This is a genomic window from Paenibacillus nicotianae, from assembly GCF_042681745.1.
Classification (GTDB): Bacteria; Bacillota; Bacilli; order Paenibacillales; family Paenibacillaceae; genus Saccharibacillus; species Saccharibacillus nicotianae.
The window spans coordinates 2,569,111-2,590,281 of the sequence record NZ_JBHUGF010000010.1 but is presented as its reverse complement, the minus strand read 5'-3'; the positions used below and the strand labels follow the sequence as shown (position 1 = coordinate 2,590,281).

Sequence of the window (21,171 nt, the reverse complement as noted above, 5' to 3'; positions counted from 1 at the left end):
AGTTTTGGCAATGAGCGTGCAAGCGCCTGTGATGCAGGAAGCACAGACTTTGTTACAGAAGTATTTTGGATATGAAGATTTTAGAGAAGGTCAACGGAAGATTGTTAATAGTCTACTACAACGTCAGGATACGCTCGGAATTATGCCGACAGGTGGCGGTAAGTCGATCTGTTATCAGATTCCAGCGATGGTTAATGACGGAGTGACGCTAGTCATTTCACCGCTGATCTCACTGATGAAAGATCAGGTCGATGCGTTGATAGCAGCAGGGATTCCGGCGGCTTATATTAATAGCACGTTAACAGGGAAAGAAGTAAATGAACGGATTCGAGCTTCACGTCGTGGAGACCTGAAGTTATTATATGTAGCACCTGAGCGATTAGAACTGGATTGGTTCCGCGAAGAAATGAATGGTGTGAATATTACTTGTATCGCTGTCGATGAAGCACACTGTGTATCCCAGTGGGGTCATGATTTTCGTACCAGTTATCTCGAAATTTCACCATTTGTAAATCAATTGCCACAGCGCCCGATTGTTGCGGCTTTTACAGCAACAGCTACCCCGGAAGTGCGTGACGATATTTTGCGCTTATTGAAATTAGATGATCCACAGGTGTTTATTACAGGACTTGGTCGGGATAATCTAGCGATGGCGGTTATGCGTGGCACACAGCGACGCGATTTTGTGATTGATTATGCCAAGTCGCATGATAATGAATCCGGTATTATTTATGCGGCTACTCGTAAAGATGTAGATGATCTGTATAGTCGTCTGCTTAGTAGTGGTGTAGCGGCTGGACGTTATCATGCGGGGATGAGCGATGATGAACGGGATCAGAGTCAAGAAGCTTTTATTTACGATGATATTCGGGTGATTGTGGCTACGAACGCATTCGGAATGGGCATCGATAAGTCTAACGTTCGCTATGTTATTCATTATAATATGCCTAAAAATATGGAAGCTTATATTCAAGAAGCGGGTCGTGCAGGTCGTGATGGCGATCCGAGTGAATGTATCTTACTATTTAGCCCGCAAGATATTATGACTCAGAAATTTTTATTGGAACAAAATATGCATGAAGGCGATCGCAAGCATAACGATTATCGCAAAATGCAACAGATGGTCGATTACTGTTATACCACCAAATGTCTGCGTAATGCGATGCTGGATTACTTTCATGAAGAACATTCTGGTGAACCTTGCGGACAATGTAGCTCTTGTCGTGATGCGCGCGAGTTAGTCGATATGACGATTGATGCACAGAAAATCTTCTCATGTATTCATCGTTTGCGCGAACGATTCGGTGTCTCGGTGGTAGCGCAAGTGCTCAAAGGTTCGCGCAACAAAAAAGTACTACAATACCAATTCGATCAATTGCCTACACATGGATTAATGTCTCATTTGTCAGAAAAAGAAATCTCCGAGCGGATCAATGTACTGGCAGCAGAAGGGTATCTACTTCTAACAGAAGGGCAATATCCGGTGGTGAAATTACAACCGATCGCAGCCGAAGTACTCAAAGGACAGCGCAAAGTGATGCAACGTGCACCACGTCCAATAGCGGGTTCTGCTTCTAGCAGTTCAAGTTCTAGCCGTAGTCGCACTACGAGCCGTAATAACGATGCTTCAGCAGTTAACGAGACGATCTTCGAGCAATTGCGTCTGATTCGTCGTGAATTGGCATCCCGCGAAGGTGTGCCATCTTATATTATTTTCAATGATGCAACATTGCGTGAAATGAGTGTTGTCGAACCGCAAAGCGAAGGCGAAATGCTGGAAATTAAAGGGGTCGGCGAAGTGAAATTCCGCAAATATGGCGAACCGTTCCTTGCCTTTTTCCAGAAAGAAAGTATGGATATGAATCAAGGGCATTACGATATGGAAGAATTTTAAAAGAAACATCCAATAACCGATACTTCGATCACGTTTCTTTTCGCAAAAGATATTGAAAAGAACAGATCGGTACAAAGTATCGGTTTTTTGTACTATTTTGCAATCTAGCCTTAGCAATATAAGAAGAACATACAGAATATGCGGAGGAAGATAAGAATGCCTTTATTTGAAAAATATATCGGAATAGATTACTCGGGAGCAGATAAGCCACGCTCCAAAATAAAAGGATTAGCTGTTGTACAAGGACGTATAGATTCGCCAGCATCTTTAGTCTACCCATCTACTTCTAGTTCGCTTACTTCCAAGTCATCATCGTCAGATAAAGATCAGCTCTGGTCAAGAGAAGAAGTGTATTTCTGGTTACGAGATCAGCTATTATCCAGTCAAGAAACAATGATTATTGGGATTGATCATGGGCTATCGTATCCTTTATCGGTGTTGCAACAACTGAAGTTAGATCAGTGGGATGATTTTCTCCAATGGAGCTATCGGACATGGCAGACGACCAGACTCACCATGAAGCAAAGTAAAGAGCAAGCCCATTACACCAATTCAATCGCCAAGAGATTAGTCGAACGCGAATTTGTACCTTCTACCAAAAGTGTAGTCGATCTCGATCGCGTCTCTGGTATGCAAGGGGCAGTCTCTTATTCGACTCATACAGGATTACCCTGGATTTATCGTCTACGGTACTGGCAAAAAAGGCATGGAATGAACATCCACTTCTGGCCATTTGATGGTAAAATAATACCAAAAGACCATCATGTGATTGTCGAAGCATATCCTTCATTGTACAAAAAAAGAATGATTACCGAACCTCATCTATCCAATATATCTACTTACAGTGAGCATGAACGTGATGCGTATTATATCGCAGCATGGATGCAAGAACGTGATCAGGAAGAGACATTAGAACCGTATCTATCTTTGCCTACATTAAGCAAAGCAGAACAGCAATTGAGTGTATTAGAAGGATGGGTATTGGGATGTTTATAACAGACTTTGTATAATTCTAGCTCATTATCCTTACTTACTGCATAGCCATATCCTAACAATCATATGGAGGAATACAGATGAATAATAAGATTCGATTATTTACGTTAGCTTATGCAGGTGGTAATGCTTATATTTATAATGCGTGGAAAAAATCATTACAGCCACAGATTGAATTGATTCCGATTGAGCTTCCCGGTCATGGAGCGCGAATAGCAGAGCCTTTAGTTAGCGATGTATCGGTTATTGTTAACGATCTATGGCAGCAGATACAGCCCTATTTTCAAGATCAACGTCCATTTGCTTTTTTCGGGCATAGTATGGGAAGTATTCTTGCATTTGAAATGATACATAAAGTATATACTGAAACAGGTCGTTATCCGGTAACAAGCATGTTTTCAGGACGAGTAGCTCCTCATATTGCCAGTCGCAAAGAGTGGAGTCACCTACCGGATCAAGTATTTATTGAAAAAGTCGTTACCCTCGGCGGAATACCGGATGTTATACTGGAACATAAGGAATTATTGGAAATGATTATTCCTGTATTGCGTGCGGATTTTAGGCTTGTAGAGCAATATCGCTATCACAAGCAGTATGAAGCATTTCCGTTCCCGATCACTGTATTGACCGGAGAACAGGATCAAATGACAACGATAGATATCGAAGCATGGAGTGAGTACTCTTCATTTCCAACCACATTCAAATCTTATCATGGTGGACATTTCTTTATTAATACTTGCGCAGAACAGGTGCTTGCCGATATCCGAATGATTTTGTTACAGCATGAGAGGAGCATATCGCTATGAAAGTCGTATTATCTACATTGAACGCTAAGTATATCCATACATCACTTGCGATTCGTTGTCTCAAAGCTTTTAGTGAAAAAGACTTTGATATTGAATTGGCTGAATTTACAATCAAAGATCCAGTGATGAATATCGTATCTGACTTATTTCAACGCAAACCGGATGTGATCGGATTCTCATGTTACATCTGGAATATTGAAGAAACGATTAAAGTGGTCGATATTCTCAAAAAAGTAATGCCAGAAGTGAAAATTGTTCTCGGTGGCCCTGAAGTATCTTATGATACTGAATACTGGATGAAACGTGTAAGCAATATCGACTTTATCGTGATTGGTGAAGGCGAAGAAACGTTCCATCATTTACTACAAGAGATCGAAGGGGCAGGTAAATATCATTTTGTCTACGGGGTTGCTTACCGCAAAGGCGAAGAACTGATTATGATGCCAGGTCGTCCGAAACTAGACCTCAATGAACTACCTTCACCGTACCGGTTTGTCGAAGATGTACCTGAACTTGCGAAGAGAGTGGTATATTTTGAAACGAGTCGTGGGTGTCCGTTTAGCTGTCAATTTTGCTTATCGAGTATTGAAGTCGGTGTGCGGTACTTTGATATCGAACGTACCAAAAGCGATATTCTGTACTTGATCGATCAAGGTGCTAAATTAATCAAATTTGTCGATCGTACGTTTAATATTAAGCGTGATTATGCGATGGAAATGTTCGAGTTCTTAATTGCTAACCATAATGGATGTACATTCCAATTTGAAATTACCGCAGATATTATGCGTCCAGAAGTGTTGGATTATTTGGCAGAACATGCACCACCGGGTGTATTCCGCTTTGAGATTGGTGTGCAATCGACCAACGATCCGACCAATGAACTGGTGAAGCGTCGTCAGAATTTTACCAAGCTCAGTCGTACCGTAACAAAGATCAAAGAGTCCGGTAATATCGACCAGCATTTAGATTTAATCGCAGGATTGCCGCTCGAAGATTACGATACATTCCGCAAAACGTTTAACGATGTATTTGCATTAGGGCCAGAAGAATTGCAATTGGGATTCCTCAAAATGTTACGGGGAACAGGGCTTCGGATCGATGCAGACAAGTATCAATATACGTATATGGATCATGCTCCGTATGAGATTCTAAGTAGTGATAAGCTGTCTTTTGAAGATATTGTACGCTTGAAGCGTCTGGAAGATGTGTTGGAGAAATACTGGAATGCGCATCGCATGGATTATACGCTCAACTATTTGCTATATAACGAGTTTCAGTCGCCATTCGACTTTTTCCAGGAGTTCGGCAATTACTGGGAAGCACAAGGCTGGCAGAAGATTGGTCACCAATTGGAAGATTTATTTACCCATTTACAAGCATTCTTAATGGATCGCCAGACACCGCGTATGGATGTTGTACTGGGATTGATGAAGTTAGATTATTTCCTGAATCACAAATACAAACCACGCAAAATCTGGTGGGACTTCACGATGAACAAAGATCAAATGTCCAGCCATATCAGACATGCGATTCAACAACCGGAAGACTTTTCAACCGAGTTTGTTGATTTGAAATTGAATGACAAAGAACTTCACAAGCATACAGTCATGGAAGAATTACCATTCCGTCTCGATAAGATTCTTGCGGGTGAGCCGTTATCTGCAAGCGAAGGACGCAGTCTGTTACTGGTAGCATATCAGCAGAATGAACAGCAAAAACCTGTATTTTTCACTACTGCTTTATCGCCTGAAGGGGCAGCGATGTAGGATCAAGAAGCACCAGTTATATTGTCATGATATAGCTGGTGTTTTTTTATAAAGTAAAATTAATAATTTAAACATTACGATATTTATTATAGAAAATATAAAGGAGGAGAGATAATGTCTATTGAAAAAATAAAAAATTTAAATTGGAATAAAATATTAAAAGAATTTGAAATTGCAAGTGATGATGGTACATTTTTTAATGAATTTGATGAAAGGTATACAAATAAATTATTGATTGAAAATACATATTATAGCAAAGAAACAGAAATATATTTTCGAATTGAAATTACTAAATATTTATTAAAAAAAGTTAGTGCATGTAACAAAGAAAAATATAAAAAAATGCATAAAGGGACTCCCTTTTACTTTTTAAGTATGTTTTATTTTTTGACTAAGCATTATGAGAAAGCTTCCTTTTATTTGAATGCTACTATTTTAGAAGATAGGAAAAATGCAGCAGGTATTTGGAAAAAATATGCTGCGTACTTAATGTTTACATTAAATACAGAATTTGAACTTCAATTAGGTGAAGAAGATTTTTTTGTGAAAAGTTTAAAGAATAAACTAATACAAGAATTAAAGGAATTTAATAAGAATTGGGATTTGAATTTTAATAGGTTTATACAAAATTTTGTGGAAAATATATTAGCAGAATCAGAAAATTTTCTTGCTAAATCTTCTATTATAACAGCTATATATTCTTTTATTTTAGAGAAAGAAGAAATTGAAATTCTCGTAGAAACTAGAGGAGAAATTGGAGGAAGTATAGAGCCAATAATTTTGCATCTTTTTAAGGGAACATTAATTGTCGAGTCTTTACTTAAATTGCATTATGATGGAAAAACATTAGGTGAAATCTATAATGACTCTAAATTTAAATCAAAGTATAATTTATATGATATAAAGATAAGTGCTAGTTCTTTAAATGAAGTGTTAGACTTGAAATTAAAAAATAAATTAAAATTATCTTTTACTGTTGCTGGAAAAATTAGAAATACTACTGCACATAAATTAGCTTGGGATGATATATTTGATGATATAAAAAATTATAATTTTTTATACAATAATATTATGAATGCAATATTTTATGTTATTTATACTGAATACGTAAAATTTAAAAAGAGCCATTAGGCTCTTTTTTATTTATAAATATTCAATTCACTAAACAGTTCAATCGCATCCTTAAATCCTTGCAAATAAATTCGACTTTCCACAATAGCTTGCAATTCAAGTTGAACATCTTCGTACATAAATGCAGTATGTTGTAAATGATCTGGCAAAGAATTTCGCATAACTGAAAATTGTTTGTCACACTCATTGCGAAGAGAGACATATGTAGATTCAGCTTCTTGTAGATCAGAATACAATAGTTCTAATCGTTTACGGATTAGAGGTTCAAGCATGATTTCTAAAGATTGGGGAGTAGTAAACATATCATCATCTCTCTTTCGATTAACTCTACAAGGTTATTATATAACTCTACGAAGTTTATGTAAAGTGATTATTTAACTTTATAGAGTTAATTAATACGTTTGATATTGAATAAAAGAAAAGTGAAAGATAAGATAATAGCTATGAGGGGTGAATGAAGTGCTTAAATGCAATTTGAGAATATTGATGGCTGAACATCGAATCGACGATATTACAGAATTAATGAAATTGTCGGGGCTCAGTCGCAATTCGATTAATAAGCTTTATCGAGAAGAAAATGTAGAAACAACCAAGCTAGAAACACTATTTAAATTATGTGATACATTTCAATGTCAATTGTCTGACTTGATTGAGTACCAACCAGATCAAGAAGAAGCAGAGAATAAGTAGATAATAAAAAAAGCCATCCTTCAGGATGGCTTAAGCACGCATACTCATACGTTCCAATTTAGATTCGACTCGAAATACACGATGATTCAGTGTAGCTAGTTCGGAATCTTTTTCACAAAAATAATCATCGAACGTTTCTAACAGAGCGACAATATCTTTGGGCTGATCATTTTCAAGACGAACGACCGCAGTGTGAATATCAAAGATATGAGCGTTTGCCTGAATTTGATTAGCTTCTAGTCTTGATTGACTTTGCTCCAAGCGAGATTGATTTTCTGTTAGCTGGATTTGATTCTGAGCTAGACGAGCTTGGCTTTCTTCCATGCTTAATTGATTTTTTTGTAAGTCTGTTTGATTTTGATGAAGCCCTTGTAGACTGTCTTTTAAAAGTTCGGTATCTTTTTTCAAAGATTTTATCTCCTGCAAAATCTGTTGAAGCATTTGTTCCATCCAGTACCACACCTTTCAGCCCTATACATAGCACGTAAATAAATGTTTTATTGCATAATTATAACTTAATTACGTATTTTTGAAAAGGAAGAAAATAGACGAGTTACTCTTTTTCGACTCCTGCCACTACCCAACGCTTATTATACTTTTGCATCCGCGGATGAAGAGAAGTAGGTTCTTCTGTCAAAACGATTTTGAGCTTACTGATCCATTCTTCAAATGAAGAAAATGACGCGAATAAGTTCGCCATATCGGGAGTCATCAGTAGAAAATAAGGCGATTGGTATTGATCTACCAGATGGCGTAATGCGGCTTCGATCGGAGTGTATTTTTTGCGTTTCCCATCCCAATTTTCAACTGTAATACTTTTGCGTCCGGTTTCTCGTTTCCAAGCGTGTAGACGATCTTCACGTTTGTAATAAGCAGATACCGGTTCTTTGGACATGCGCTTAACGGTCAATTCATGCAGTGGATACAATACTAAGCGTGTAAATTGCATATGATCCATCGTTTGTAGCGCTAAATTCAGATCATGATCTGTGGTGTGTTCAAATGAATCATAGTAGATTAGCGTTCCTTTGCTTTTTTCGATTACAGGCTCGTAGCCATAAGGTACAGTTGTATGTGAATTGGATTTCATCAAAACGCCCCCTGATTGTAAACGGATATATGTGTATCTAACCTTATTTCGTAACAATAGACAAGTATTAATATTAAGGTAGAATGGTAGGTGTGCATTGAATATTACATCTATGAATGGAGGATTATGATGATTAAAGGATTGTACGAAGCACTATTACCTGTCAAAGATATGAATAGATCGCTCGCTTTTTATGAAAAATTAGGGCTGGAAATTGCTCATCGTGGTGACAGTTTGAGTTTTGTATGGATCGAAAAAGGGATCAGTTGGTTAGGACTATGGGAAGGTGAACAAGTCAATACTCCATATCATCCGTCGTTGCGTCATATTGCTTTTCGCGTCGATTATGAAGATATCAAGCAAGCCAAACAGTGGTTAGCAGCCAAAGGAATTGCTGTACGTGAAGTGTTTGGTTTTCAACCGATTGCACCGATTGTATTGCCGAATAGACCTCAAGCACATACCGCTATTTATTTTGATGATCCTGATGGTAACTTATTGGAATTTATTTGTCCGATCGAATTAGACACATCGGATCAAGAACAGATGATGTATTTGCATGAATGGGAAGAATTACAGTCCAAGCGAGGTAAAGAGTGAGCACATTTATGAATCATGATTTTAATCAATGGTTAGAGCAGACTTTTCCACAAATGAAGTTAGAAGTGCCTTTGTTTTATAACTTTCCTTTAGGATTACGGTTTGAATTAGGAGTACCTTATCGGGGGATTGATGATCCGACTTATTTTGAACAACTTGAGCAGCGTGCTATCTCTTTATTTGAAGCTGTATTTGCTGAAAGTGAACAAGTATGTGTAATGACTTTTACCTATCAGACTGCATTATCTGATATTAAGCATATTTACCGCAATGAAGTTCAGGTATTAGAAAATTATCTACAACTAGAATGTCTCCCACAGGTTATTCTTCACTCTGAACGACCTGATTATGATGAAGATACAGCAGAATTAATGGGATATATTCAAAGTAGATATGTATGGTGTACGCTTGGTGATCTTGATTATGGAGGTATTTTGAAAGCAATTGGTTATACTGATTTTCCAGAGCGAGAAGCTTCTTTAGTAGAAAGAGTATTTTTTATAGAACCCAAGCAACAAATCATTTTCCATATGTACGATGATCGTGGATTGGATATTGTAGGTATGCAACAAGAGTCATTACAGCGCTTGTATCACCAATATTATGATTGGCTTTTACCATATGATATGGAAAAGATGAATCAGGTTTTTGGTATATAAACAAAGGAGGTATTTATGAGTTATACATGGATCGGAAGTGAGCAACCTTTTTTAGATGCGCCAACGATCACAGAACAACAAGGGATACATATAGGATGGTATGGTGGTAATACAGAAGCGGGTGCGAATAAAAATGAAGATGGATTATTGGTGATGCAAAGTGCAGATGGTTCTGCCAAATTAGCTGTTCTTCTGGATGCTCATCAGACAGCGACCAGTGCCGAATTGATTATCCAGACGTTACAACAAGACGAAGCTAGACTTCAAGTGATGTTAGAACAACCTGATCTATTCAACATCTTTGAAAAGTATATTATTGATTTGTTTACAAGCGACTCTTTTCGTCAAGCGTGTCAGCAGGTAACGGGGGAAACGTCTTGCTTGATTGTTTTGCAAAAAGAAGCGTATCTATGGTGGTTTTCGGTAGGTGATTGTATCGCCTATTTACTTCATCCTGATCTAGCAGAGTGGGGTCAATATGGACTGAATCAACGGCAATTTTATGAATGGATTGGACAGGTAAATACATTCGATCTGGAAGTTCCTTGTTATACAATTGGCAAAAGACAGCTACGAGCAGGTCATCATATTATCGTCTTAATGACAGATGGGGTAGTGGATACGCCTGATCGGTATTTTCAAAAGCCTGAACATCTGTATCAAGCATTGGTTAATGATCATGATCTCAAGCCGAATATCCAGTCAATCTTACAACATATTCATACGCAATTAGGGAAAGATAGTGCAACAATCCTAAGCTGGCAAGCGACCAATCAGCAAGCACCACAGATGCCATCAGATATGCCTTAAATAGTGGATTTTTCATAGTTAGCCAAGTCGAACCAATATAATAAGCAAGCCAGAATGGAGATTATCATGAACAAACGAGCAGCAGGAATCAGTCTGATCGCAATAGCCGCCTTTTTATATGGTGTGAAATACATGAGTGCTGCGATATGGGGATCAGGAACAAATACATGGAACAGCGATTTATTTAATACTTTTTCGAATAGTGTAGGTCAAGCCCCGTTGTATTTCAGTTGGATAGCTTTAGCAGCAGGTATTCTATATCTATATCATGCAGAAGCTGAAGAAAAACGTAACCTGAATGTTGTAAATAAGGATGAAGAATTAGAAAAGGTAGAAGAACTAATACAGAAAGACCACTCTCACGAATAAAGTAAATGATTATCAAGTAAAAATTACTTGAGAGTCATTTTTTTGAATACAAAGTTATGAATTGAACGTATATACCTTTATCTACATAAGAGGAGAGGAATATCATTTCGATTCATTTTCATTTTTACATGGGTCACTGGACGGGTCGTTTATTTACGCCGCTTTTATTTATTATAGGTTTCATTTTGCTGTATGTAAGCTGGCGTTTGCTGAAGACTCATTGGTATCGATTGCATCACTGGACACGCACTGTGGGAGTCATTGTAGATCGTCATACCGATATAGACATTGATACCGATCTGGATTTCGATGATCGAGACGATGATGATCGGAGTTATGTGAATATTAGACGCAGTTTTAAAGTAGAATTTTTTACCACAACCGGACATATTGTTTCGTTCTGGCATCCATCACGAACCAAATATAGTCTGAATCTTAGAGGGACAAGGATGAATATATTGTATGATCCGGCTGATCCACAATCGGCTGTGATTGCAGACGGAATTAGTGGAGGATGGAGTAAATTTTGGTTTGTAGCATTAATGGGTTTAGTGTTTTTGGGAAGTGGAGTACTTGCAGTTATGATATAACATAAAGACCGTTGCTAGTAGAGAACGGTCTTTTTAAGTCTATTTATAACATTAAATGATTACAGATACTTCGCGAGCTTGAACATCCAGTTCTTGAGCAGCCGAAGAGATTTGAGTAAAATCATTCATAGCTACTTGAATTTGTTGCTGGCTTTGTTCTACTGTAGATTGAGCTTCGTTAGTACCTTTAGCAATCTTCTCTATTTCTTTTGTAATCGCATCGACACTATCACGCACTTCAATAATAGATTGTTCAACCATAACGGATAATTTACGTACTTCTTTGGCAACGATATCGAAGCCACGTCCAAATTCACCTGCATGAGCAGCTTCGATCGCTGCATTCAAAGCAAGCAAATGCGTCTGAGAAGAAATATCTCGAATCGTCTGTACTACTCCTTGAATCGAACGTGCTTGTTGTTGAAGATTGACCAATGTTTGTTTGTTTTCAGCAGAGACATCTGCAATTTTATTTATACTTTGCAACAGTTCCTGACTACGATTGATTCCTTTGTTGGCACGATCACTCATATGATCTGCCATGTTTTGCAGCTCATTCACAACATTAGTCATATGGTTTTGACGTTGTGTAATATTGGTTGCAATTTTGGAGACGCCAATGACTTGTTGAGTACTTTCTTCAAAAATAGGCATATAGGTAGCTTCTAGCCAGATCGAATTGCCACTAGCATCCATACGTTCGATTTTATTTTGAAAACTTTCTCCAGATAACAGACTTTTCCAAAACAAATCGTATTGAGGGCTATTTACAAATTCAGGAAAACAAAAAGAACGATGCTCCATTCCTTGCATTTCTTCACGTGTATACCCCATAGTACGAGCAAAAATATCGTTTACATAAGCTACACGTCGATGCGTATCAAATCGAATAATAGCAAGATTATTTTCCAAAGCCTTGACTACTAAAGCATCCATTGTTTCTTGATTATAATTCTGCACAAGTAAACTTCCTCTCACAAATAAAATCATCCAGTTCAGCTATTCTTTTTTTCAAAGCGAGTAAGATCAATTAAGTAGGGATTATTTTTAAATAGAGGTCATATCTTTATATTGATTATAATATCGACCGTTTTCAAACGTTTAATTAGGGTACAGCCATATATTTCATCATAAATTTACATAAATATCGATTCATCGAGACAATGAACAAAAATGCAAGTAGATATATACAGTCTATTCCAAATCATGTATACTTTTTGTCCGACCACGTAATCTTGATCATCTCTAGAATGAAAGGACGATACCACAATGACAACAACACCGAATAATACAGAGCAACTACAAGAACAAGTGATTCAAGATACAGCCGAATTTGTGAAATCAGTTCTTTCTACGGATACCAGTGGGCATGATTGGTGGCATATTTATCGAGTCGTGCAAATGACAGAACGTATTACAGCTATTGAAGGTGCTAATCGATTTGTGACAGTGATGGCGGCATTACTTCATGATGTCGCAGACGAGAAGCTTAATCCTTCCAAAGAAATCGGTATGCGTAAAGTAACCGATTGGTTGGATACACAACCGATCGATGTATCTGATATTGAACATATTGTAGAAATTATAGCTACGATGTCTTACAATGGTGGAAATAATCCTCCTGTTCGTACACTTGAAGGACAGATAGTACAAGATGCTGATCGTCTGGACGCAATTGGAGCGATCTCGATTGCGCGCGTATTTGTGTATTCAGGGCATACGGGTCGTCCGATTCACGATCCTGAGATTCCTGTGCGTACTTCGATGACTCCTGAGCAATATCGTAATGAGAAGAGCACAGCGATTAATCATTTTCATGAAAAATTACTCAAATTAAAAGATATGATCAACACCCCTTCTGCACGTGTTATAGCAGAGGAGCGTCATCAATATATGCAAGAGTATGTAGACCGCTTTTACAAAGAATGGAATGGCGAAATATAGACTTTCAGATACGATACAAAGACCTGTGCAAAGAGAATCATCTTGTACAGGTCTTTTTGTGATACAACGAGTTATACCGTAGATCCGACTACATTATCGAAGCCGTTCGGTTGTTCTGTTCTTGCTGAAACGGTATACTGGAAAGTAAGGTATTAGCGAAAATTATGATACGTTCTATCGTATTTGCTAAAGATATACTTTGTTACACTGCTTACTTCTAGCTGCATTATTCTTGTTCGATTGATAGCCAAGTCAAGCAATCCACAAGAAATACTACATCAAGGAGAGATGCACAATGAAACGTTTTTTTGATGAATTAGGTGAGCCTTTTGCTCTCTGGTATTCATTACATCATGGCAAGCCGGTACTGGTAGAATGCCCTAAATGTGCTGGTCCTGCGTCTATCACCGATAATGAAACAATAGAAATGCGTTGTTCTCATTGTTTTTATATTCAAACGTATCAAATGAACTATGATTATACAGCCAGTGGGATATGTACATCTTGTGAGCGCTGGTTTAATGAGCCAGTGACAGATAAAGGTCAGTTTCATCATAAAAATGTGCATATTCGCTGCCCGCACTGCCATACCAGTAATCAAGTACCTCTCAACAAGAAAACATCTAAAGGATGTTCTTATGGATTTGAAATTAGAGACGGGAAAGAACCTTTTTTTCAATTGAATCTGTATTTGTTAACTCATTATCGAGGCAAATTGATCTGGGCAATCAATCATGAACATTTGAATTATCTGATTGATTATATTTCTGCTGATCTACGGATGAAGCCTTCGCTCTACATTAAGCGTCATGCGTCATACCGATTACCCAAGTATATGAAAGACGCTAAAAATAGAGAGGGTATCGTCAAAGCATTACACAAGTTACAGCATAAGTATGAATATACGCAAAGTATGGTGTAATGATATTTAGAACGGTAGGAGGAGAATATAATGAATCCAAATCAACAGCATATCGTTGAATTGTATGAAAAAGGAGAATTAAATCATGCAAAGTTTGATCATTTTGTAGAACTTTTGCCTGTGATGAATAAGATTGAAAATCAATGGTTATATCTCAATATCAAAAAATGGGAAAACAATCCGCTCACTACACCTATTTATTATTTTAATGAAGATTGGCTAAATGAATTAGAGTATGAAGGAGGAACGATTACGAACGCTCGCGATGATATTTTTCCTGATTGGGTAGATGATCAACATATACAGACATGGTTAGAATTAGCTACTTTTGAAGACATTATTGATATTTTGCATAATACAGGAAAGACAGCTACACCTGAAATGATGGTAATAGCGATTAATTATTATTATGAGTACGATGCTTTTTTGGAGTACGATGAAGTTGTCGCTAGAATAGATAATCATTAATATTATTGAAGGAGTTGGGTTTTATGAGTCAATCCGATACATACCGGTTTCAAGTCAATCTTAGTGGAATGATTAATATTTTATCGAATCATTTGTATAGCAATCCCAAAGTATTTTTACGTGAAGTGTTACAAAATGCAGTCGATGCTGTAACGGCTCGTTCGCAACAAGATGCTACGTATCAAGGAAGTATCCATCTTGAACTTACAGGTTCAGGTACTGGGTCGACGTTGATGATTGAAGATGATGGTATAGGCTTAACCAGAGAAGATGTACATGAGTTTTTGGCGATGATCGGTCAATCGTCTAAGCGTGGCGGAGCAGATGCGTTTACACAGGAGACTTCATTTATCGGACGATTCGGGATTGGGCTGTTATCTTGCTTTATGGTTAGTGATGAGATTGTAATGGTTACTCAATCTGCCAAAGGTGGTAAAGCGCTAGAATGGCGTGGTAATCCAGATGGAACGTATCATATTCGTGAACTAGATGCAGAATTATCTCCAGGAACCAAAGTGTATTTACGTTGCAAGCCTGATTGTGAAATGTATTATGAGTCTGAATTGTTGCAACAATGGATCTATGATTATGGTGCATTATTGCCGTACCCGATTACGTTTCGTGATGAGCAGACTCAGCGTATTATTAACGATCAACGTCCATTATGGCTGGATGATCCTGAAAAAGCGCGCGGTCATCGTGATGAAGTATTGCAACTGGGACAGCGTTTGCTTGGAGAAAAGTTTCAAGATTATATCCCTTTAAAAACTGCTTCAGGGCGTACAGGTGGGATCGCTTATATTTTGCCACACTCTGTGAACCTGAATGTTAAGAAATCGAATCGTGTCTATCTAAAATATATGCTAGTATCCGAAAAAGCAGAAAACATCCTGCCAGACTGGGCGTTTTTTGTGAAAAGCATTATCTGGACGGATGAACTACAACCGACAGCATCTCGTGAACATTTTTACGAAAATGACAAACTGGAAGAAGTGCGTCAGGAGTTAGGAGATAGTATTCGTGCTGAATTGTTACGGATGGCTGAATATGATCCTGATCGATTGCAACAGATTATTCAATTGCATGCGTTATCAATGAAAGCTCTGGCGGTGGAAGATAAGTCATTTTTCCAGATTATTTATCGCTGGTTGCCTTTTGAGACAACATATGGTCGCCGTAAAGTACATGAATTAATCGCAGATAACCAGAAAATGTATTACACAACCAGTCTAGACGAATATCGTCAGATTACGCATGTTGCTTCTGCTCAATCGTTGTTAGTAGTGAATGGCGGTTATGTGTATGATGCCGAACTGATGGCTCTTCTTCCTGATGTATGTGCAGAAGCGCAGACAGAGCGCTTGATTCCAGAAGATGTGTCTCTTGCTTTTACCGATATTACGACAGAAGAGCGTAAGCAATATTATGAAGCGGTTCGTGCTGCCGATGTGGCTTTGCAACGATTCCGCTGTCAGATTCAACTTAAACGGTTCAAACCGGAAGACTTGCCTGCATTATTTACTTTGTCGCAAGAAGCTTCTGATCTGCGCTCGATTGAAACATCCAAATCAGTCAGTCCGCTGGCATTGACTTCAGTGTTGCAAAGCTTGAGTTCTTCATTGCAAGAGTCTGCTTATTCGACACTTTATCTTAATATAAATAATTCAGTCGTAGAACGTATTTTCCAGTCTAACAATGAAAGTATGATTGTTGTTGCTATCGAGATGTTATATGTAAATGCATTGATGATGGGTCACTATCCTATGAACAGACAAGAGATGCAAGTATTGAATCAAGGGATTGTTCGCTTTTTAGATTGGGGATTATCAGCGAATACAGATCAAGGAGGACATACCAAATGAATAATCAACCAGAACAGATGAATCCAGATTTTGAAGATCTTATGGATCAAGCATATAGTTTGCCAAATGGACGAGCCAAAATTGCTTTATTAGAAGAAGCGATTCGAATTGCAGATAGTCTTGGCGATGTGGAGCAAGGCTACAATGCGCGTGAAGAATTAGTAGAAGCTTGTACTTTTAGCGGTCGTCCGATGAAAGCATTAGTGGCATTTTCGTGGTTACTAGGTCAATTTGATCAACAACCAGATGAATATGATGATTTTACATTGTTATGGTCTTACAAATGGATTTTGGATTCGATTGCGTCGTTTCCAGAAATTAATCGGGCACAGATTGAAGAGTTGCTAGCTGATATGCGTAAACGTTATGAACAATTCGGATATAGCGAGCGTTCCTACTATTACTATCGCTTTTCACTACTTAAAGATTATGGTGAAGTGGAAGAAGCGCAACAATTTTTTGATAAGACCAGAGCGATGGATCGTGATGAAATGAGTGATTGTGAAGCATGTGAACAACATCAATTTGTCGACTTTGAAGTGATGAAAGGCAATGACGAGCAGATTATTCGAACCGCTACACCTATTCTGAAAGGACGTATGACTTGTAGTGAAGTCCCACATCTTACCTTATCCAAAGTATTAATGCCATTATATCGTCAGGGTAAGTTGGAAGAAGCTGAAACCTATCGAAAAAAAGGCTATCGCTTAATTAAAGGCAACCCGGACTTTTTATATAATGCAGGTGAGCATATCTATTACCTGTTAAATATCGATCTTCTACAAGCGTTAGAAGTCTTTCAACAATGGGTTGGAATATCATTAGATCATGAGAATCCGCGTGACAAAATGATGTTTAATGCTTATGCTGCGGTCTTATTCCAACGTCTGATTGCAGATGGTACTGTAACATCTGTTCAATTACCAGCTAGCTATCCTTATCCTGAGGAAGCACATGATTTGCCTGCTTTGGCTAGTCGTCTGCAACAAATGGCATTAGAAACAGCAGGGCGCTTAGATCAGCGCAATGGCAACAGTTATTATACGACTTTGATCGAAAAATTATAAAAAGATAGAGTGTTTACAAGTTAGATACATTCGTTCATATCACAGATACATGTTCTCTATATACTAAGTTCAATGAATCAGTTATACAGAGGAGAGAATATGGAATGAATAGATCTACACGCAATCCTAATCTATTGTCTAGTCAACAACAGCGATTGAATAGAATAGGCAAAGCAAGTCTATTAATCATAGGACTGATGATGGTAGCAGGATGCGGTAATCAACCATCAGCTTCGTCTACACCTTCAAGCCAATCTGCCAATGAGATCGTAGAACCGGCAGTTACAGAGACAGAGTCAACAACAACAGAACAACCGTCATCATCAGAATCTACTTCTACTGCTGATGATTCTTCAACAAGTACTACCGATAATGCGACTGCGATTTCTGGAATGACTATTGTAGAAGCTGCTAACAAAGGCACATTGCCTGACCTACCTGAAGGTCTAGCTTTAGGATCAAGTCGAGCAACGTTATTGCAGTTACAAGGAAAGCCCGAGCTAGGTGGAACAGAGGGACCTATGCTGAGTTATGGCTCATTAGATGTGACTTTTGATAGTAAAGACAAAATAGTAGAATTTACTTCAGGTGCAGATGCTTATAAAAAGTTGAAAATGACTACTGTTATTGCGGACTTAGGCAAGCCTGATGAGACAAATGATACTTCAAAAGATGTAGCCTATACAGCAGAAGCTACTTACCATCTAACCAATCCCAAGTTTCCAAAGTCTTTTCTTATTTTCTCGTATCATACTCAATCACAAAAGATACAGTATGTTCGATTGTATACCGCTAGCCAGTAATATAAGATGTAGCCGAAGGCGCTCGTTAAGAGCGTCTTTTTGTTTTGATCATAAAATGGTATTATTTGTATATATTATTTAAAAGAAGGAGAAGGTAACCATCTATCAACGTATTTTAGTAGTGGTGGGCATTATTGTATTATTAGCTATTTATAATCATGAAGCAGATAATGGCATATTTCATATGGGATTAAAAGATCCTCATGACATGATTCAGAAAGCAACATTTTCCTGTAATCCCAAGTGGAAAAATGATTCATGTATAGAGGCTTCATTTACACATCCAGATGATCTACAGATCATTATAAATGCAATAAAACATGCTAAGCCTATTGAAGGCTTACTCGATACTTCCACAGAGTATGATGTAGAATTGGTTAATACAGATCAGACAACTCATGAATATTCTTTTTCACTAGGATTTGAATATAATGCACGTACAGAAGGTTTAATGTTAGATAATAACAATAGTCATCAAGGTTATCGTATTTCCAGTGCAGATACGAATCAATTGAGAGATATTATCCTTCAAAGTAGTACCTTTCCAGAAGGATTACCAGAGCCTACAGTACAAATTGGTGAAACAACTATTTCGTTATATGCAGGAGCATTTTGCTCTTCTAGTTGGGATCAAGAGACACATCAGTTAGAAGCTATGTGTGGTATACCACCATTAGCTGATAAATTAGATCAAGAGATTCAGAGTCAGGCAATTTCAGTTGTCCCTTCATCGCAAATAAAAGTCGACTTTCCAATCAAGCCTGCTAAAATAGAATTATACATGGTAAAAAATGGAGAGCATTTTCCAGTGAAGGTAGATACATCTGGAAAGTACACTGTGCCTTTAGAGCGTGGTTATGTAAAATATGCTCTTTCTGCAATATGGAATAAAGATAACAACAGTCAGTATTATTTTGGCGTGTATATTCGTTAGATCAATGATCACTTTATTTTGCTAAGGAGGATTTTTTATGAATTATAGTCAACGACTTCAGAATCTGGTGTTGCATTTTCAGACCGAATTGAATCGTATTCCTCAAGACGAATTTAGCGCCAAAGCTCATCCTGCAAAATGGTCTAAAAAAGAAATTGTCGGTCATCTATGTGATTCGGCGGCGAATAATTATATACGTTTTGTCAAAATAGCTCTGTCTGATTACCCTATTCCACTTGAAGGATACGATCAAGATCGCTGGGTAGAACTCAACGATTATCATAATAGTTATGATCCATATGATGTGATTCAGCTCTGGATCAATCGTAATGTACAGATTTCGACAGTGCTTGCACAGATTCCAGAAGAAGATTACACCAAAGAAGCTATTTTACCTTCAGGAGAAAGTGTAACATTGGAATGGCTTGCTGCTGATTATATCGAGCATATGATTCATCATTTCCGCCAGATTTTAGGCAATGAACGTATTGAGACGATGATTAATCAGAGTAAAAAGTCCAAAGTTGAACATAGCTAAATAAAAGAGTATATTCAGACAGATCGTATTCCTGCTTCTATACAGGGATAGGGTCTGTATTTATTTTGAACGAAAATATCTAAAGAAAGTAGGGTATACATATGATGATCTCTGTAGTGGAAAAATTGAAAGTGCATGAACTGGAACCTTTAGTGATCCGAAGTGAACAAGAAGGATTCAATCATCTTCGGCGGTTGGTTAACGAATATGTAGCAGGAGAAAATACATTTTCAGGTGAAGGAGAAGCTCTGTATATCGTTCGAGAACAAGAGCAGATTATAGGAATAGTCGGCTTGAATCAAGATCCTTTTTCTGATCATTCTACAGGTCGAATACGACGATTATATGTTCACCCGGACTATCGCCACCTGGGGATAGGTAAGCAATTGGTACAAAAAGTGACTTCTGAAGCGAAGAAGTTCTATAATATACTTGTATTGTATACAAACAGTGAGCAAGCGAGTCAGTTCTATCTACAGTTAGCATTTAAGCAAGAGCATGGCAATCCTCATCGGAGCCATTACAAAGTATTATAGCGTTCTCATAGATATAGGAGCTGATTATATTTTGCCGAAACAAAGAAAAAAATGGATTTTGATTATGATCTTTTTTGCACTGATTTTGAGTATGATTGCAACCGTACCGAGTGAAAAGTCTTATAATCAATGGTTAGAGAATCAATATAACTTGAAGTGTACGAGCGCTACTGTAACAAGAGATTGCACGATCAATGGACAAGCGATTGAATGGAAAGATAGAGCAGAACGCTATCTGTTTCTTTACAAAAAAACAACAGATGAGTACTCAACTAATAAAGGTAATTTAACGATTGATTCCTTAGGGATATTCGGTCATTACTTTGATATCTCTTCCTCTTAAATCCGTTTATATTGAAACGTTTACACAGCGTTAATATCTGCTGATTTTATTTACAAAAATCATGATTGACAACGATAGTTCTCACCCTTAAAATGACGATAAGCCACACAGGCGAAGTTGAAATGAAGAAAGGGGACTATCATGCTGCAAGTCATCCGTAGAGTGCTGGAATGGTTGTTTGTCGATAACAAACAGGTATATCAATTCAGTGATGTGTTTTGTGAAGATAGCGGATTTGTCGTCTATATTCCTGAACAGAAATAGCAGGTAGTCTATACAATGCTTATTGCGATAAGCACTATGAATTTTTTAAAATCAGCCGCAAACATAAGATGAGTGATCATCTGGGTGTTGCG

26 protein-coding genes are annotated in these 21,171 nt (G+C 37.7%); 22 read left to right on the top strand and 4 right to left on the bottom strand.

Annotated features, from left to right (window positions below; translation table 11 throughout):
• The first annotated feature begins 10 nt into the window (after positions 1-10).
• From recQ to ACFSGI_RS15580, 5 genes are all read left to right on the top strand, one after another.
• Complete coding sequence (gene recQ / locus ACFSGI_RS15600; RefSeq protein WP_204825140.1) at positions 11-1,894, top strand: DNA helicase RecQ; 1,884 nt, start codon at positions 11-13, stop codon at positions 1,892-1,894.
• A gap of 156 nt (positions 1,895-2,050) precedes the next feature.
• Entirely contained in the window at positions 2,051-2,890 is an 840-nt protein-coding gene (locus tag ACFSGI_RS15595; RefSeq protein WP_204825139.1) for a hypothetical protein, read from the top strand.
• Between the two features lie 77 nt (positions 2,891-2,967).
• The gene (locus tag ACFSGI_RS15590) at positions 2,968-3,693 is read left to right on the top strand and encodes a thioesterase II family protein (RefSeq protein WP_204825138.1); all 726 of its coding nucleotides are present in this window, start codon (positions 2,968-2,970) and stop codon (positions 3,691-3,693) included.
• Complete coding sequence (locus ACFSGI_RS15585) at positions 3,690-5,459, top strand: B12-binding domain-containing radical SAM protein (RefSeq protein WP_204825137.1); 1,770 nt, start codon at positions 3,690-3,692, stop codon at positions 5,457-5,459. The genes ACFSGI_RS15590 and ACFSGI_RS15585 overlap by 4 nt, the downstream gene beginning before the upstream one ends.
• Positions 5,460-5,573: 114 nt before the next feature.
• Entirely contained in the window at positions 5,574-6,590 is a 1,017-nt protein-coding gene (locus ACFSGI_RS15580) for a hypothetical protein (RefSeq protein ID WP_204825136.1), read from the top strand.
• Positions 6,591-6,598: 8 nt separating this feature from the next.
• On the opposite strand, the gene ACFSGI_RS15575 is transcribed toward ACFSGI_RS15580, so the two are convergent.
• Positions 6,599-6,892, bottom strand: a complete 294-nt coding sequence (locus ACFSGI_RS15575) for a hypothetical protein (protein ID WP_204825135.1) — start codon at positions 6,890-6,892, stop codon at positions 6,599-6,601.
• A 157-nt stretch (positions 6,893-7,049) separates the two neighbouring features.
• On the opposite strand from ACFSGI_RS15575, the gene ACFSGI_RS15570 reads away from it, so the two are divergent.
• Complete coding sequence (locus ACFSGI_RS15570; protein WP_379283612.1) at positions 7,050-7,280, top strand: helix-turn-helix domain-containing protein; 231 nt, start codon at positions 7,050-7,052, stop codon at positions 7,278-7,280.
• Positions 7,281-7,310: 30 nt separating this feature from the next.
• On the opposite strand, the gene ACFSGI_RS15565 is transcribed toward ACFSGI_RS15570, so the two are convergent.
• Entirely contained in the window at positions 7,311-7,688 is a 378-nt protein-coding gene (locus ACFSGI_RS15565) for a hypothetical protein (protein WP_204825134.1), read from the bottom strand.
• Between the two features lie 145 nt (positions 7,689-7,833).
• Complete coding sequence (locus tag ACFSGI_RS15560; RefSeq protein WP_204825133.1) at positions 7,834-8,370, bottom strand: hypothetical protein; 537 nt, start codon at positions 8,368-8,370, stop codon at positions 7,834-7,836.
• A 129-nt stretch (positions 8,371-8,499) separates the two neighbouring features.
• Here ACFSGI_RS15560 and ACFSGI_RS15555 point away from each other — a divergent pair, with 129 nt between their 5' ends.
• The 5 genes from ACFSGI_RS15555 (at position 8,500) to ACFSGI_RS15535 (ending at position 11,398) form a co-directional block, all read left to right on the top strand.
• A complete protein-coding gene (locus ACFSGI_RS15555) occupies positions 8,500-8,970 on the top strand; it encodes a VOC family protein (protein ID WP_204825132.1) in 471 nt (156 codons plus the stop codon).
• A gap of 8 nt (positions 8,971-8,978) precedes the next feature.
• Positions 8,979-9,629, top strand: a complete 651-nt coding sequence (locus ACFSGI_RS15550; protein ID WP_204825131.1) for a DUF3885 domain-containing protein — start codon at positions 8,979-8,981, stop codon at positions 9,627-9,629.
• A 15-nt stretch (positions 9,630-9,644) separates the two neighbouring features.
• On the top strand, positions 9,645-10,439 hold the full coding sequence (locus ACFSGI_RS15545) for a PP2C family serine/threonine-protein phosphatase (protein WP_204825130.1): 795 nt from the start codon (positions 9,645-9,647) through the stop codon (positions 10,437-10,439).
• 66 nt (positions 10,440-10,505) lie between these two features.
• Positions 10,506-10,808, top strand: coding sequence for a hypothetical protein (locus ACFSGI_RS15540; RefSeq protein WP_204825129.1), 303 nt, complete (start codon positions 10,506-10,508; stop codon positions 10,806-10,808).
• 128 nt (positions 10,809-10,936) lie between these two features.
• On the top strand, positions 10,937-11,398 hold the full coding sequence (locus tag ACFSGI_RS15535; RefSeq protein WP_204825128.1) for a DUF3592 domain-containing protein: 462 nt from the start codon (positions 10,937-10,939) through the stop codon (positions 11,396-11,398).
• Between the two features lie 51 nt (positions 11,399-11,449).
• On the opposite strand, the gene ACFSGI_RS15530 is transcribed toward ACFSGI_RS15535, so the two are convergent.
• Entirely contained in the window at positions 11,450-12,358 is a 909-nt protein-coding gene (locus tag ACFSGI_RS15530) for a methyl-accepting chemotaxis protein (protein WP_379283608.1), read from the bottom strand.
• Positions 12,359-12,667: 309 nt separating this feature from the next.
• On the opposite strand from ACFSGI_RS15530, the gene ACFSGI_RS15525 reads away from it, so the two are divergent.
• The 11 genes from ACFSGI_RS15525 to ACFSGI_RS15475 all read left to right on the top strand — a co-directional run bounded on the left by ACFSGI_RS15525 (position 12,668) and on the right by ACFSGI_RS15475 (position 21,079).
• Positions 12,668-13,342 (top strand): HD domain-containing protein, encoded by a 675-nt coding sequence (locus ACFSGI_RS15525; protein ID WP_204825127.1) that lies wholly within the window; start codon positions 12,668-12,670, stop codon positions 13,340-13,342.
• 295 nt (positions 13,343-13,637) lie between these two features.
• A complete protein-coding gene (locus ACFSGI_RS15520; RefSeq protein ID WP_204825126.1) occupies positions 13,638-14,264 on the top strand; it encodes a hypothetical protein in 627 nt (208 codons plus the stop codon).
• Positions 14,265-14,294: 30 nt separating this feature from the next.
• Entirely contained in the window at positions 14,295-14,732 is a 438-nt protein-coding gene (locus ACFSGI_RS15515; protein ID WP_204825125.1) for a DUF7716 domain-containing protein, read from the top strand.
• 23 nt (positions 14,733-14,755) lie between these two features.
• Complete coding sequence (locus ACFSGI_RS15510; protein ID WP_204825124.1) at positions 14,756-16,594, top strand: HSP90 family protein; 1,839 nt, start codon at positions 14,756-14,758, stop codon at positions 16,592-16,594.
• Positions 16,591-17,661, top strand: a complete 1,071-nt coding sequence (locus tag ACFSGI_RS15505; RefSeq protein WP_379283605.1) for a hypothetical protein — start codon at positions 16,591-16,593, stop codon at positions 17,659-17,661. The genes ACFSGI_RS15510 and ACFSGI_RS15505 overlap by 4 nt, the downstream gene beginning before the upstream one ends.
• 104 nt (positions 17,662-17,765) lie before the next feature.
• Complete coding sequence (locus tag ACFSGI_RS15500; RefSeq protein WP_204825123.1) at positions 17,766-18,464, top strand: hypothetical protein; 699 nt, start codon at positions 17,766-17,768, stop codon at positions 18,462-18,464.
• A 124-nt stretch (positions 18,465-18,588) separates the two neighbouring features.
• On the top strand, positions 18,589-19,398 hold the full coding sequence (locus ACFSGI_RS15495; protein ID WP_379283602.1) for a YhfM domain-containing protein: 810 nt from the start codon (positions 18,589-18,591) through the stop codon (positions 19,396-19,398).
• A 37-nt stretch (positions 19,399-19,435) separates the two neighbouring features.
• Positions 19,436-19,936, top strand: a complete 501-nt coding sequence (locus tag ACFSGI_RS15490) for a DinB family protein (protein WP_204825121.1) — start codon at positions 19,436-19,438, stop codon at positions 19,934-19,936.
• 101 nt (positions 19,937-20,037) lie between these two features.
• Entirely contained in the window at positions 20,038-20,472 is a 435-nt protein-coding gene (locus ACFSGI_RS15485) for a GNAT family N-acetyltransferase (protein ID WP_204825120.1), read from the top strand.
• A gap of 31 nt (positions 20,473-20,503) precedes the next feature.
• A complete protein-coding gene (locus ACFSGI_RS15480; RefSeq protein ID WP_204825119.1) occupies positions 20,504-20,815 on the top strand; it encodes a hypothetical protein in 312 nt (103 codons plus the stop codon).
• Between the two features lie 141 nt (positions 20,816-20,956).
• Positions 20,957-21,079 (top strand): hypothetical protein, encoded by a 123-nt coding sequence (locus ACFSGI_RS15475; protein WP_273593517.1) that lies wholly within the window; start codon positions 20,957-20,959, stop codon positions 21,077-21,079.
• Positions 21,080-21,171 lie beyond the last annotated feature (92 nt).

What these genes read in the sequence shown, in the direction of transcription:
- ACFSGI_RS15580 (WP_204825136.1), top strand. Translation starts at nt 5,574, where the DNA reads ATGTCTATTGAAAAAATAAAAAATTTAAATTGGAATAAAATATTAAAA.
- ACFSGI_RS15500 (WP_204825123.1), top strand. Translation starts at nt 17,766, where the DNA reads ATGAATAGATCTACACGCAATCCTAATCTATTGTCTAGTCAACAACAG.
- ACFSGI_RS15595 (WP_204825139.1), top strand. Translation starts at nt 2,051, where the DNA reads ATGCCTTTATTTGAAAAATATATCGGAATAGATTACTCGGGAGCAGAT.
- ACFSGI_RS15550 (WP_204825131.1), top strand. Translation starts at nt 8,979, where the DNA reads ATGAATCATGATTTTAATCAATGGTTAGAGCAGACTTTTCCACAAATG.
- ACFSGI_RS15525 (WP_204825127.1), top strand. Translation starts at nt 12,668, where the DNA reads ATGACAACAACACCGAATAATACAGAGCAACTACAAGAACAAGTGATT.
- ACFSGI_RS15545 (WP_204825130.1), top strand. Translation starts at nt 9,645, where the DNA reads ATGAGTTATACATGGATCGGAAGTGAGCAACCTTTTTTAGATGCGCCA.
- ACFSGI_RS15505 (WP_379283605.1), top strand. Translation starts at nt 16,591, where the DNA reads ATGAATAATCAACCAGAACAGATGAATCCAGATTTTGAAGATCTTATG.
- ACFSGI_RS15515 (WP_204825125.1), top strand. Translation starts at nt 14,295, where the DNA reads ATGAATCCAAATCAACAGCATATCGTTGAATTGTATGAAAAAGGAGAA.
- ACFSGI_RS15540 (WP_204825129.1), top strand. Translation starts at nt 10,506, where the DNA reads ATGAACAAACGAGCAGCAGGAATCAGTCTGATCGCAATAGCCGCCTTT.
- ACFSGI_RS15535 (WP_204825128.1), top strand. Translation starts at nt 10,937, where the DNA reads ATGGGTCACTGGACGGGTCGTTTATTTACGCCGCTTTTATTTATTATA.
- ACFSGI_RS15575 (WP_204825135.1), bottom strand. Translation starts at nt 6,892, where the DNA reads ATGTTTACTACTCCCCAATCTTTAGAAATCATGCTTGAACCTCTAATC.
- ACFSGI_RS15560 (WP_204825133.1), bottom strand. Translation starts at nt 8,370, where the DNA reads ATGAAATCCAATTCACATACAACTGTACCTTATGGCTACGAGCCTGTA.
- ACFSGI_RS15475 (WP_273593517.1), top strand. Translation starts at nt 20,957, where the DNA reads ATGCTGCAAGTCATCCGTAGAGTGCTGGAATGGTTGTTTGTCGATAAC.
- recQ (WP_204825140.1), top strand. Translation starts at nt 11, where the DNA reads ATGAGCGTGCAAGCGCCTGTGATGCAGGAAGCACAGACTTTGTTACAG.
- ACFSGI_RS15585 (WP_204825137.1), top strand. Translation starts at nt 3,690, where the DNA reads ATGAAAGTCGTATTATCTACATTGAACGCTAAGTATATCCATACATCA.
- ACFSGI_RS15555 (WP_204825132.1), top strand. Translation starts at nt 8,500, where the DNA reads ATGATTAAAGGATTGTACGAAGCACTATTACCTGTCAAAGATATGAAT.
- ACFSGI_RS15590 (WP_204825138.1), top strand. Translation starts at nt 2,968, where the DNA reads ATGAATAATAAGATTCGATTATTTACGTTAGCTTATGCAGGTGGTAAT.
- ACFSGI_RS15485 (WP_204825120.1), top strand. Translation starts at nt 20,038, where the DNA reads ATGATGATCTCTGTAGTGGAAAAATTGAAAGTGCATGAACTGGAACCT.
- ACFSGI_RS15520 (WP_204825126.1), top strand. Translation starts at nt 13,638, where the DNA reads ATGAAACGTTTTTTTGATGAATTAGGTGAGCCTTTTGCTCTCTGGTAT.
- ACFSGI_RS15490 (WP_204825121.1), top strand. Translation starts at nt 19,436, where the DNA reads ATGAATTATAGTCAACGACTTCAGAATCTGGTGTTGCATTTTCAGACC.
- ACFSGI_RS15510 (WP_204825124.1), top strand. Translation starts at nt 14,756, where the DNA reads ATGAGTCAATCCGATACATACCGGTTTCAAGTCAATCTTAGTGGAATG.